Source organism: Ignavibacteriales bacterium, from assembly GCA_016709765.1.
Lineage (GTDB): Bacteria > Bacteroidota > Ignavibacteria > Ignavibacteriales > Ignavibacteriaceae > IGN3.
Map to the genome: position 1 here is coordinate 1,343,677 of JADJMD010000013.1, position 13,811 is coordinate 1,357,487.

The 13,811-nt window shown below is 33.9% G+C and carries 11 protein-coding genes; 3 read left to right on the plus strand and 8 right to left on the minus strand.

Annotated features, from left to right (window positions below; translation table 11 throughout):
- Positions 1–18 precede the first annotated feature (18 nt).
- The 7 genes from IPJ23_15510 to IPJ23_15540 form a co-directional block, all read right to left on the minus strand.
- Complete coding sequence (locus tag IPJ23_15510) at positions 19–930, minus strand: mechanosensitive ion channel family protein (GenBank protein MBK7632083.1); 912 nt, start codon at positions 928–930, stop codon at positions 19–21.
- 59 nt (positions 931–989) lie between these two features.
- Positions 990–2,525 carry a GNAT family N-acetyltransferase gene (locus IPJ23_15515; GenBank protein ID MBK7632084.1) on the minus strand — a complete coding sequence of 512 codons (1,536 nt, stop codon included), beginning with the start codon at positions 2,523–2,525 and terminating at the stop codon, positions 990–992.
- A 215-nt stretch (positions 2,526–2,740) separates the two neighbouring features.
- Positions 2,741–2,887 (minus strand): hypothetical protein, encoded by a 147-nt coding sequence (locus tag IPJ23_15520; GenBank protein ID MBK7632085.1) that lies wholly within the window; start codon positions 2,885–2,887, stop codon positions 2,741–2,743.
- A gap of 33 nt (positions 2,888–2,920) precedes the next feature.
- The gene (locus tag IPJ23_15525) at positions 2,921–4,378 is read right to left on the minus strand and encodes an FAD-dependent oxidoreductase (GenBank protein ID MBK7632086.1); all 1,458 of its coding nucleotides are present in this window, start codon (positions 4,376–4,378) and stop codon (positions 2,921–2,923) included.
- A gap of 144 nt (positions 4,379–4,522) precedes the next feature.
- Complete coding sequence (locus tag IPJ23_15530) at positions 4,523–5,386, minus strand: matrixin family metalloprotease (protein MBK7632087.1); 864 nt, start codon at positions 5,384–5,386, stop codon at positions 4,523–4,525.
- Positions 5,387–5,559: 173 nt separating this feature from the next.
- Positions 5,560–6,906, minus strand: a complete 1,347-nt coding sequence (locus tag IPJ23_15535; GenBank protein MBK7632088.1) for a response regulator SirA — start codon at positions 6,904–6,906, stop codon at positions 5,560–5,562.
- Positions 6,907–7,070: 164 nt separating this feature from the next.
- Positions 7,071–9,143 (minus strand): T9SS type A sorting domain-containing protein, encoded by a 2,073-nt coding sequence (locus IPJ23_15540; protein ID MBK7632089.1) that lies wholly within the window; start codon positions 9,141–9,143, stop codon positions 7,071–7,073.
- 238 nt (positions 9,144–9,381) lie between these two features.
- Between IPJ23_15540 and IPJ23_15545 the strand changes: the two genes are divergently transcribed.
- On the plus strand, positions 9,382–11,196 hold the full coding sequence (locus IPJ23_15545; GenBank protein ID MBK7632090.1) for a T9SS type A sorting domain-containing protein: 1,815 nt from the start codon (positions 9,382–9,384) through the stop codon (positions 11,194–11,196).
- Between the two features lie 42 nt (positions 11,197–11,238).
- Here the strand turns inward: IPJ23_15545 and IPJ23_15550 are convergent, their stop codons facing one another.
- Positions 11,239–11,925: a hypothetical protein gene (locus tag IPJ23_15550; protein ID MBK7632091.1), complete on the minus strand. Its 687-nt coding sequence runs from the start codon at positions 11,923–11,925 to the stop codon at positions 11,239–11,241.
- 430 nt (positions 11,926–12,355) lie between these two features.
- Between IPJ23_15550 and rocF the strand changes: the two genes are divergently transcribed.
- Complete coding sequence (gene rocF, locus IPJ23_15555; GenBank protein MBK7632092.1) at positions 12,356–13,279, plus strand: arginase; 924 nt, start codon at positions 12,356–12,358, stop codon at positions 13,277–13,279.
- A complete protein-coding gene (locus IPJ23_15560) occupies positions 13,276–13,797 on the plus strand; it encodes a hypothetical protein (protein MBK7632093.1) in 522 nt (173 codons plus the stop codon). The genes rocF and IPJ23_15560 overlap by 4 nt, the downstream gene beginning before the upstream one ends.
- The last annotated feature ends 14 nt before the right edge of the window (positions 13,798–13,811 follow it).

The window sequence follows — 13,811 nt, forward strand, 5'->3', positions numbered from 1 at the left end:
TTATTTCCTAATACATTATTATTTATCTGCTTGTATATCTTTTTTACCTTCAGTAGAATTATTATAAAACCTTTGTGTTGGATAAGCGAAATCAATATCCTTATGCTTTGCAAAATCTTTTAAAACATCTTCCCATATTTTCTCTTCAGTCGTTCTTCTTTCACGTGGACTGCACATATATCGCATTGTTAGCATTATACCGCTTTCCTTTACTGAAGTGTAAACGATAGGTGTAAGTTTACTGTAAAATATTAAAAATTTTTTTGCTGCTTCAATTAATTGTCTTTCAGCCTCATTGCTCAGCATAATCCCATGATGATTAATAATATCTGTTAGAATCTGTTTCGCTTTTTTCCAGTCACTTTCAAAAGTGATAAGCACGGGAATTTCGTTCCAAATGTATTGAAATTCAGCTGTGTAGTTTGCCTGAGGCTCAGTAAAAACTACACCATTTGGAATATGAATTATCCTGCCGGTGCTTTGTTCTGCGTCAACCCAGTTACCGATTTCAATTATTGAGAACTGGAAAAGTCTGATATCAATTACATCTCCAGATACCTTTCCGATTTGTATTCTGTCTCCCACTTTAAATGGCTGCCGGATTAAGATGAATCCCCATGCAACCATATTTACTAAAGGATCTTTTAATGCTATTGCAATTCCTGCTGATAGCAGACCCAAAAAAGTTCCCATCGAACCGAAAAGTTCCAGCCAAATATTAGATAGAAAAATGATTATAAGAAAAACTGCCAGATATAATGATATCTTCTGCCATTGGTAGCGTACTTTTAAATCCACAATCCGATGAATAAGTAACTTTTTAAGAAGTCGTTGAATTATCAAGATTACAATAATGATGATAATTGATAACATGATCTTGTATTGAAGATCCGGAGAAAGACCTAAATTATTTTCTAAGAATTCTTGCATTAATTATTAATTTGGTATTGTTATAAATTTATACCTGATTAAGCATACTTTAATTTAATTCATTTCTTCAAGACCACTTCGTACAAATCTTGTCTTCTATCAAACCAGTTTAAAGTGCTACCTTGCGAGCGATGTCTTTTTAATAGCTCTAAATCAATATCGTGGATTACCACTGTTTCTACGTTTGGGGTGCATTCAGCAGCTATTGCATCACGAGAGAACATAAAATCGGATGGGGTAAAAATGCCTGACTGAGCATATTGAATATCCATGTTTTCAACAAAAGGAAGGTTTCCAACATTACCCGCCATAACACCATATACTCCGTTTTCTATACATCTTGCCTGTAAACATTGTCTAACTCTTAAATACCCATAACGTTCATCGGTACAGAATGGGACGAAAATAATTTCTGCACCTTTTGAAACAGCAATTCTGCTTAACTCAGGAAATTCAACATCATAACAAATTTGAATGTTTATTTTTCCTCTGTCTGTTTCAAAAACTTCTATTTTATTTCCTGGCTTTATTCCCCACCATCTTCTTTCATTCGGAGTTATATGAATTTTATACTGCTTCTCCATTGTACCGTCTCTTCTGAATAAGTATGCGATGTTGAATAAATCATCATCTTCTTTTGTAAAGTGTGAGCCACCAATAATATTAATATTGTATTTGATGGATAACTTATTAAACAGTTCCAAGTACTGTGGAGTATATTCTGCAAGATGCCTTACAGCAACACCGGGTCTTTCATTTGGAAGAAATGATAATAATTGAAGCGTAAAGATTTCAGGGAAAACAACAAAATCACTTTTATATCCCGAAGCCACATCAGTAAAGTATTCACATTGTGTAGCAAAATCATCAAAACTTTTGATTGGTCGAAGCATGTACTGGACCGCACATATTCTGGCTTTTTTTGAAGTTACATTTTTTTTCCCAATTGGAGGTACGTAATCAATGTTAGACCATTCCAGTAAAGTAGCAAAACCAGCGGACTCCTGATCGCCTGTCATATATGCTGGAATTATTCTTTTTAATACAAATCCATTGGCTAATTGAGCGGTAAGTACAGGATCAACAATTTCCTTGTTGATAACTTTTTCAACATACTCCCTTGCAGTCATTTTCTTCTGGTATTTTAAATAATTTGGAATGCGTCCACCAATAACAATATTCTTTAAATTATATTTTTTTACGATCTCTTTTCTTGCTTCATATAGCCTTCGTGCAAGTTTCATAGAGCGAAATTCAGGATGCACCATTATTTCAATTCCATATAGTGTTTCTGCATCGGGATCGTGATTTGTTATATAACCAGAATCACTAAGAGTCTGCCAATTATCGGCTTCATCATATAGATCAATATCCATAATTAAACTGCTGGATGATGCAACTAACTTCTTATTTAATACAATGCAAATTTGACCTTCGGGAAATATTTTTAACTGGCTTTCAATCTGCTCCTTCTTCCAGGTATGCATACCGGGAAAACATAGTTTTTGTAATTCGATAAGTGCATCAAAATCAGTTGTTTCTAATTGTCTGATTTTTATTTTTTTCTCAAGAGTCTTTAGATCGATTTTTTTCATAATTTATCTGATTAATAGATATAGAAGGAATGTTTACAAAGATTATATCAAAATAAATCCACTAAATCAAACTTAGTTGTAAATAATTCACAGATAATAAATTAATTACTTACATCAATATGAATAATTGACAAACTTTTTTAACGGGTTTTAAGGGGGAAGTTGTAAAAATCCTTATTTAATAGTGAATTTTTTACAGAGCAGAAAAAGTAAATTTAGTGCTTCCTAACCATTCTTAGCATTTTAATATTGATAACAAGAAATCTAAAAAACTGCCAAATTAAGTTAGTTCTCATTCCTTTTGTAAATCCTGTTGGCACAGGCGGATAATAATTTTGTTCGTAAGGTTTTCTTTCATTCATAATAAATCCTAAAAATTTATTTTCAACTATTTTTTATTCAGGGACAACTTGCCAAAATGGGTTTGCCTTTGCTTTATAGATAAACGCATGATGCAAAAAATGCTTAATCCAATGTCCAGCAAGTCCAATTTCACCAGAAGTATACTTTAGCTCTCTTCCGGTATCTGGATATTTCTTAAAGTCAGGAATAATCGGAAACATAGTCATTGATACAGCGGTTCCATTAAAAAATCCCGCGCCAGCAGATGCAATGCAGGCTGCACCCATATTTGCAAGCGATGCTTTTCTTTCCGGTTGATTTGATTTTCCATTAATCATGTCAACAATATTTAAAGCAACCTGCCTTGCCATAACGCCTGATGGCATTCCAGTTCTTGGCGGAGTTGGAAAAATAGGTGTTCCGTTCGGGCTTGTCATCGGCTTTGAAATTGAATGAGGGGGAGCGAAAGCAATTCCAACTGCAAAAATATTTTTGAACTTTGGCGTTTGATAAGTTGAAGGCCAATCTGCAGGGCTCCAATCATCATAAGACTTTTTTGAATAATCTCCATCAACAATCATAAATCCATTTGGCGCAAACAAATCTGAAGTAATTTCTTCGCCTGACTTATTAAATGCTTTCATTCCAACACCAGAAAATGGAGGAAGTAACATTGCAAAATCAAAATCAAGAGTTTTTTCTTCACCTGCAAGATTTTCATAAATTAATTTATTTTTCTCAACTTCTTTTACATGCGCACGAGTTATCCAATTAATTCCTCTTTCTGTGTAAAGAGATTCTGTAAAAACTCTTGAGTGCGTAACATAACCACCACGAGAAATATGCATTCCGCCAATACCAAAATCACCTAGCTCTTGTTCATTTGATATCCAAACTATGTTTGCTTTATCTCTCACATTTCTTCTTCTAAGTTCATATTCAACATTAAACAGATATTCAAATGCAGCCCCCTGACAAGTGCAGTTCCCATGTCCTGTTCCAATTACAATTGTTTTCTTTGCCCCTTTTTTCATTTGTTCTGTAAGTTCGTCCAGAGCTTTTGATGTTTGAGCGGCATGATCAAATGTGCAAACAGAATAACTATTAAGATGTGGACCTAATCCTTTAGTGGCTTCAAATTTTAATTTTGGTCCTGTTGCATTGATAAGATAATCGTAAGTAATTTTTTCTTTCTTACCAACTTTTTCTGGATTAGTATATTCGATAGTTACGTAATGATTTGATGAACTGGCATCACCCTCGGGATGAATACTTAAAGCTTTTGCTTGATGAAACGTTATTCCAGTTTTTTTATAAACAGGTGCTAATGGAAAAGTAACCTGTTCCGGTTTCATCTTTCCAACTCCAACCCAAATGTTAGAAGGAATCCAATTCCATTTACTGTTAGGTGAGACAACAACAACTTCGTGTTTGCTGCCAAGTTTGTTTTTTGCATGAAGGGCTGCGGTTTGTCCTGCAATGCCAGCACCAAGTATAAGTAAGCGAGCCATTGTTCCTCCTAAGATTAGTTTTTTTAGGAACTAAAAACAATTATGGTATTAACTTAATTAATAGTTGGATAAAAAGTTGAGGATCAGAAAATTTATTTTTTATTCTTGAATCTATTTGATGAGTAAAGAACCTAAGTGCGCCCACTATTTCCAAACGTATTTATTATCAAAGCTTAAATTTATAACATCTTTAATGGCTAATTTATCGCCGACTGATAATTCATCGTACGTTAATTCGGGAATGTGGTTTGGTGAAATGTATGGATACATTAAATCTTTTTCGCGATCACTATGCCCAAGTCCAAGAGCGTGCCCAAACTCGTGAACGATAGTAGCTTTAATTTCTCCAGCGGAAATTTTTTCATTGCCGTTTTTTATTAAACTGATTTGAATTTTAGAAAACTCTATTTGTTTGTTTTTATTAGAGTCGTAATCAGTTAACCCAAGGTAATTTTCTTCGTACTTGTCACCAAGGTTTTCTACAAATATTACGGCGATATCTGCATCATCAATTGATTTAACAAACTTGTATTGAATTCGATCATCGGCTTTGCGCCAAACATCCATTGCGTATTTTACATAATCTTTATAATCAGATTTATAGTAGAGCGATGAAGATTCCTTTACAAAAATCTTTAATGGAAAACTAGACTCATCCCAATGTTTCCCATCCCACAAACTGTTCTTTGATTTCTCAATTCTGAAATAATTTTCTGAAAAATTATTTTCATTTACGCGGGTTGTTTTTTCTCTGCGAGTGTATCCATTAAAATCTTTTTTAATATTTTTTTCATCATTACCAGAATTATATTTATAGTTTTGATTGCTAAAATCAACACCATTTGCCGAGCTTTTTAAGGATGAACTTTTTTGATAAGTGATATATTTTGTTTGATTAGATTTTTTTGCGCTGTTGGATTTTGCTTGGGCAGATGCAACATTAATTTGCGATGAACTGAGGATAGCAATGACAAAAACAGTAGAAAAAATCTTAAAAAATCTATTCATAAATAACTCTGTTCTAGAATAACTCTATATTTAATATTTATTAAATGATAAGAAATATCAATTACTATTCCAACTGGCTAATGCTGAAAAGCCATCAAAATCAAAGCTTTTTATGTTAAATATGTCTTTAAATAAATCAACAATTGGCTAAAAATCTATAATGATATACCATATTAGTGATATTGGTTTGTGCTTCCGCCAATAAACTCACGCAAAACACTATCTCCGGGAACAGAAGATTCATCTGCAACGGGGGTGATTGTTTTTAAAACATTATAAACTCGTTCAGATCTTTCAAATGCATCAGCTTTAAGAGGATCGTCATTGTATTTTTCTTTCCATTCTTCAAAAAGCTTAAGCATTCTGTTTGCATAGATTGGAACTTCGTACGGCATCCCGCTGCTGATTACAAAATCTGCCGTGTTTGAATATGGGATTATATTTCTTAGTTCGCTACCACGCACATAATGCCAATGCTCTAAAGTCTGCTGTGGTTTGTAAGCACGAAAAACTGAATCACGTAACATTCTGCGAATAAGTCTTAAGTCTGTCCAGCGAATATATCTTCCATCTTTACCTTTCATTTGTAAAAGCGGCTCAAGATATAGTTTAAACTTTACATCAATTGAGATGTCCTTACTGAAAGCTGGATAAAGTCCGTGTAAACTATCAATTAAAAGTAATTCATCATTTGCAAGTTTCATTGGGGTTGCATTTAATTTACGTGTTCCTGTTTTAAAATCATAAAACGGAACCATCACTTCTTCGCCGTTGCTTAATTTAACAAGATGTTCGTTTATTAATTCTAAATCTAATGCTTGCGGAGTTTCAAAATCATAATCACCAAATTCATCTTTTGGATGAAACTCTAAATCGAAAAAGTAGTGATCAACATTTAACGCTTTAAACTTGAATCCTTTTTTAATTAATTTTTGCTCAAGCTTAATTGTTGTTGTCGTTTTACCTGAAGAAGATGGTCCGCTGATCATAACCATTCTAAGGTTGTCAAGTCGTTCAATAATTAGATTTGCTGCTACTTCAACATCATCTTCATAAAGTGCTTCAGATTCGTGTACGATGTGTGGAAAATCTCCCTTTGAAATTCGCTCATTCAAATGATCAACCGTATGAAGATTGTGAGAAACTGCCCAATCTAAATTACGCCATATTTTTTGCCATGGAACATTTTCATTTATCTTTGATGCATATCGACCTTCGGCATCTCTTCTATTAGCGGCTTCTTCCCGGTAGATAATATATTCTTTTGCAACTTTTGCGTGTCCATTTTCAATTAAAACTTTTTCAACAACATCCTGTACATCTTCAATATGGGGCGTAGTTCCTTCGGGAAAATTTTTATTTAATATTTCAACAACTTGTTCAGACAATTTTTGAGCAGTGGATTTATCTCTCCCACCAACGGCAACTGCTGCGCGGTAAATAGCATTTGCAATACGTTCTTGGTTGAATGGAACAACAGCTCCGGTTCTTTTAATTACATTTTTAATATGGGTTTTCATTATTGCTCCTTTTAGAAAGAATTTTTATACGCCGCTATTAATTTATAAAATAAGATTGATTGGAACACTTAATGCGGAAAGAATTATCAAATGAAAAGTATTAAAAATAAAAAACCCAATTAACAACTAATCGGGTTTTTTACTATTCTAATATTTAGAAAAACTTATTTCAGATAAACCATTTTAATCTTTTGAGAGTTTACTTCTCCTGTAGTGATTGAAGTAGTATTTAATAGAGCAAAATAAATTCCTGAAGATAAATTAGATGCATTAAATAATTTTGTATGATTTCCTTCTGACTGAACTTCATTAAAAAGCTCAGCAACAACTTCACCAAGAATATTTACAACACTTAACCGCACGGTGCTTTGTTCCGGAATATTATACTTTATTATTGTTGAGGGGTTGAAAGGATTAGGATAATTTTGTTCGAGTACAAAATCATTTACAACCGCACCAACATTTACAGTTATATTACCTGCAATTGTTCTTGTTCCATCAAAATCAATTTGCTCTAATCTGTAATTATATTTTCCGGCAGATAAATTTTGATCTGTAATTGAGTAAACCTGTTTTTCTGTTGTTGTACCATTGCCATCAACAAACGCAATCTTTTTCCAATTATCATCATCAAAATTTGAGCGAAGAATTTCAAAACCCAGGTTGTTCAATTCGGTAGCAGTAATCCAATTTAATGTTACATTATTATCAGATACTGATGACGTGAAAGATTCAAGTTCTACCGGAACGGTTGTGGGATCAACATAAATGCCTGTATGCTGCGGATTGAACTGGTACATAGCATTTACAATTTTTGTTGGATTGTAAGGCAGTCCGGTATTCCAAACGTATAGAAATACTTGCTTATTGTTTATATCGAAATTAAAACTTCCGCCAACCATATCAAGTGTGCCATCATTATTTAAATCTCCTAAAAGCGGCTGTTGAAAACTTGTGTTCTGCATTAATTCAAGTGGCCAGCCCGTTACTTGAGTCCCATCCATATTTAATGCACGATATCTACCCAATCCACTTTCTGTAACATTTTCATCAAATATTATTTCAAGCTCATTGTCGTTATCAATATCTGCAACAGTAATTTGATTTGCTGATCCATGATATGGTCCCATTGGAAAATTACTAACTAAACTTCCATCAACATTATAAGCAAATACGGAAAAAGAGGGTGTTGGTGATGATCCGTATTCTCCGATAACTACTTCAAGTTGAGAATCTCCATCAATATCTGCAACAATAGGAGCACCGTAAATCCAGTTGGGAACAAACTTTGGCCAGCCGGGCAAACTTGTGCCATCATATTTAACCGCATAAGTAATTCCTCCGGAATCAGTTGCGGAAGAGTGTGAGCAAAAAAGAATTTCTTTTTTACCATCTCCTGTTAGATCGGCAAGTACAGGTGCAGAATAAGAGTTTGATCCAACAAGTGAGTCTACAATCGCATATGGAAATCCAGGTAGTATTTGCCCATCTTTGTTCCAAACGTATAAAAGATTTCGTGATTCCATTACAACATCCATAACTCCGTCATTATTTACATCACCGGCAGATGCAGATGAGCCAACATATCTATCCATTGGTATGGGCCAACCGGGATAAACAGTTCCATCGCCTTTGTAGACATAAGCCCACCCGGTTCTTGTTCCCAGTATTATCTCCATCGAACCATTACCATCTAAATCCGAAAGCGTAGCGCTCATTGGATATTTACCAACATTAACAGGAAATCCGGTAACAACTGAACCGTCTTTTTCAAATGCTTGAATATGACCACCAAGCGGTCCGCCGATTCCTGCAACAATTTCCCCTTGCCCGTCATTATCAATATCTCCAAAAGAGACCGTCCATACAGCTTCATAATATTGGGTGAAAGTTTTTGGCCAGCCGGTAACAGCGCTGCCATCTAAATTAACTGCATACAAAGTTTCTCCTGCGCCAAAAAGAATTTCCATTTCAGGATCGCTATCAAGATTACAATAAATAGACCCTGTTTTTGGTGCGATAACAGAGTATAGCCCCTGCTGTGGAAAACCTGTATAAACTGTAAACCCGGGATCATACATTTTGCTGTAAGTGTTTGATTCAACCATTATATCTGAAGTTAACGCAAGATCATCAAGATCTGCGACAAAACTTGATCTTGTTTGTGCTGAGTTTGAAATGTTTAATAGAGAGATTAAAACTGAAAGGGTAGTAACAAGTAAGTAAATTCGTTTCATAATTTCACCTTTTGTTAAATGAGTGTTTAGTGATGAAGCATCTTTTATCTTTAAGTTTCGTGTTATTATTTCAATTTGCAAATAAAAATAGTTAATTAATTATTATATATGAATTATATTTATCAACTCTTGATTGTTTTAAATAAATTTGAATTAACAAATATAAATTAAAATTGTTCAGACAATTAATAATGATTAATTTCTGTTACCATTTATTTACAAAAAACCGGAGCTTACGATGAAACATTTTTTTATACTTTTTGCAATGCTTTCTTTTCAAATTTTTGCTCAATACACAACCCCTAATACAGGTGTAAACTGGAATCTTGATGATCTTGTTACAAACTCCGGTGGAGTTGTGGCGGGCACCTTTCCCAATTATGCTATTAATAATAAAATCACTGTTGCTGTAAATGATCGAGTTTATATTAATCCTGGAACAACCGTTTTATTTTCAGGTTCAACTAGTGGGTTTGATGTTAATGGAAAGTTCTTAGCAGTTGGAACACCTACAGATCCAATCATCTTTTCTTCGTTAAATCAAGATTCAACAGGTGCAGCTTACAATGGTTTTTATTTTCTTGATTCTTCCGTTGATACGGCTTGCATAATCAGTTATGCCAGAATTGAATATGCTTATTACGGCTTAAGATGTTCGGGTGCAAGCCCTACACTATCAAATTCATATTTATGGAAGTGTAGAAGAAGTGTTTATCTTCAGAGCGGCTCAAACCCTGTAGTATCTCATAACAAAGTAGAAAGGACTTATGAGTATGGAATTTATGTAACCACAGGAAGCTCTCCATTAATTGAATGGAATGAATTGGTTAATAACAATACGCAAAACACAAGTCCAAAAAATCAAATTTCGATTGGAACTCAAGGAGACAATTCACCAACAATTTTGCACAACACAATTCATGGTGGTATGTTTAATAAAACAGGTGGAATTAGTATTTCAACATTACTTGGTGGGTCCGCTTCTTCATCAGTAATTGCCTATAATGAAATTTATAATAACAGCTATGGAATAGCGATGACAGGCAGCTATCCAATAACATGTTATGTACATGATAATTTGATTTACAACAACAATATTAATCCAGATATAATGGTAGCCGGAAGTGGAATAAATACATATGGTACTGCTGTAGTTGCTCCGATTATAGCCCGAAATACTATTTATGGAAACTGGTGGGGAATAACAATTCAAGTTGGAATTTCCGGACAGCCTGGTGCAAATCCAAATCTTGGGAATATTGAAAATGCAGATACAACTGATGATGGGTTAAACATTATATATGGAAATATTCAAGGCGCAAATGTTTATGATCTTTATAATAACACACTTGATCCGATTTATGCACAGAACAATGATTGGCGAGTTTACGACTCAACATTAATTGAGGAACATATTTATCATGGTGTTGATAGCTCAGCACTAGGAATTGTTAAATTTGTACCGTTCTCTGCACAAATTCCAGTTGAGTTAACTTCTTTTGTGGCTAATGTTGTTTATGGAAATGTCACTCTAAATTGGACTACTGCAACTGAGTTAAATAATTCTGGATTTGAAATTGAAAGGATGGCAAACGTTAATAGTCAAATGCCAAATGCTTGGGAAAAGATTGGATTTATTACAGGCAACGGAACTTCAACTGAAGTACATACTTATTCTTTCTTTGATAAAAATCCTGTTGAAGGAAAATCTAATTACAGATTAAAACAAATTGATTTTGATGGTTCGTTTGAATACTCAAACATTATCGAGGTTGATTTTACTTTACCAATAGTATTTTCACTTGAGCAGAATTATCCAAATCCATTTAATCCAACTACCAGTATCCGATATGCGATAAGCAGTATGAAAAATGTGCAATTAATAGTTTATAATGTTTTAGGAAAAGAAGTTGCAATGCTTGTTAATGAAGTAAAACCAGCGGGTATTTATGAGATTGACTTTAATGCAGCTTCACTTGCCAGCGGAGTATATTTTTATAAACTGCAGGCTGGCAATTTTGTTGAAACAAAAAAAATGATTTTATTAAGATAGTTAAATCGTATGGGCGAGTCACGAACTCGCCCTTTATTTTTTTTACAAACCGAAACTTAAACCAGCAAGTAATCTAAATTCATACTTTGGGGCATTGATTGATTTTGCCGCATCCTGATAAGTAAACCCTTCTCTTCCGCTAACATCAGTTCCATCAGGATTATAGAAGGAATCGTGTCCGCCAACTTGAGCATCAAAGTAATAATCAAATCCACCTGCAAAAACAAAACTAAGAGTTGGACTGATACCAAAATATGTTTCTAAGCCGGCGCCCAAACCAAATTGAGATGTTGAAATATCAAAAAATTCATTACCGCCGATAAAATCAAAAGTAGAAGTGTGCATTGAGTATCGAGGTCCAACAGTCAAGTATGATTTTCGTATAGAAAAAAGATTTACTGGAAAAGCAAAATCTAATCTTAAATCTATCGAATGACCTGATTTATCAGGATCACCATTAGTGTTATCATTAATGAAAACTTTTCTTGCATCTAATGGATTGCCTGCATCACGAACATTATATCCGGCACTAAATTTTATTGCCATCGGAATATCGTAAGAAAATTCTGAAATCATTCCTGAAAGATTTGCTCCAAAATTATCTGTATAGCCAACCATAACCCCAAATGAAAATTTTGGATTTGCTGCTAATGGCGGAGTTTTTTGAGCAGCTAATTCTGCGGTTATAAAAATAAACGCTACAAGAATTAAAAATATTTTTCGAAGCATTTTGCCTCCTATGTTAGTTGATATTGTTTATGATTTTTTGCTATCTAGTTAGAGCCATAATTACAGCAATTTTTATACAATTATTTTGATTTTGAAAAATGATTTTTTGAGTTGTTTTGTAAAATGAGTAGTAAAGAATTACCTGCAGGAGGAATTTTTGGAATAAAATAATTTTACTCTATTAACTTTTAACGACTAATTTGACGGGAAAATAATAGCTCGCCTTCTTCTGCTCCGCAACCTATCGCTATATCTCAGACCCTCAGCGCTAAGATATTGATAAAAGGTTTATTCAGTAACTCAACTAGATTTACCCGATGAGAAATTTCAAACTCAATTTAGTATATCATTGGGCAAATAACTTAATGGAATATTAAGCCCATTCTCTTTAACTTAATAAAAATGATTTTACATTATTTAAAAGTGTATTATGAATAAAGAAAAACAACAAACAGTTACAGTGATCGGATTTCCCATTGATCTTGGTTCTGGAAGACGCGGTGTTGATATGGGCCCTTCCGCACTTAGAATCGCAGGGCTGGAAAGCAAACTTGAGCAGCTTGGATATAATGTAGAGGATATCGGTGATATCAATATCGAAATAATGGAACGACAGAAAGTATCAAACCCAAAACTAAAATATTTAGATGAGATTCTTAAAACTTCTAAAATGCTTGCAGCACGAGTTGAAAAAGTTTTGGAACAAAAAAAATTCCCGCTTTGCATTGGCGGCGATCATTCAATGGCTCTTGGTACAATTGCCGGAATTTCATCTTACTGTAAAAAAAACAAATTAACACTTGGTGTAATTTGGATTGATGCTCATACCGATATGAATACAGATGAAACAACTCCAACCGGAAACATCCACGGAATGCCACTAGCTGCTTCGATGGGATTGGGTTATAATGAGCTTGTTAACTTATATGGATTTTCACCAAAATTAAAACCAGAGAATTGTGCTGTTATTGCTGCAAGAAGTATTGATCCGCAAGAAAGATTAAACATTAAAAAGTTAGGGCTAAACGTATACACAATGAGCGATGTTGATAAGCTAGGCGTTCATAGAATTATAAGTCGTGTTTTAAAACAGTTTAAAGAAAAAGTAGATCACATTCATGTAAGTTTTGATGTTGACAGTGTGGATCCAAATTTTGCGCCCGGCGTTGGGACTCCGGTACCAGGTGGATTAAATTACAGAGAAGCACATTCTATCATGGAATCAATCGCAGAATGTGGATGTATGAATTCACTTGAGGTTGCTGAAGTAAACCCCATATTAGATATACGTAACAGTAGCGCTGTTTTTGCTGCCGATCTAATTGCATCAAGCATGGGGCAAAGAATTCTGTGATAAGTTTTCGCGTGGTTAATCTTTCTATATTAATAATATTTATCGTTGTTACATTTTTAAGTTTGTTAGGAGTTGTTTCAATTAATGTGATAAATATTGGTGCTAATGTATTTATGTTGTTTGGAATAAGTTTTTTCTACTCATCCTATGTTAAACATTATAGAGTGGGCGTATTTTTTGGTTCTGTGCTGTTTCTTATCGGTACAATTCTTTTTGTATTTTCAAAATTTGAGATATGGAATTTTGGAACTGTCTTTGTCCCATCAGTGTTAATTGTAGTGGGATTGAGTTTATTAATCTCAACCGTATTAATTAAACTGAGCGGTCTTTCGATTCTATTTTCTGCTTTATGTTTATTTGCGGGTGTTTGGTTATTGATTTTGCGGGGGACAGCAACTGTGGATTTATATTTATCCGCAGTGTATAATATATTTAAAGATTACTGGGTAATTTTTTTATTTTTAGGTGGGATAATTATTTTAACAACAAGAAATTTCAAGAATAAAAGGTATGAATGAAACTAGTTTTGTGT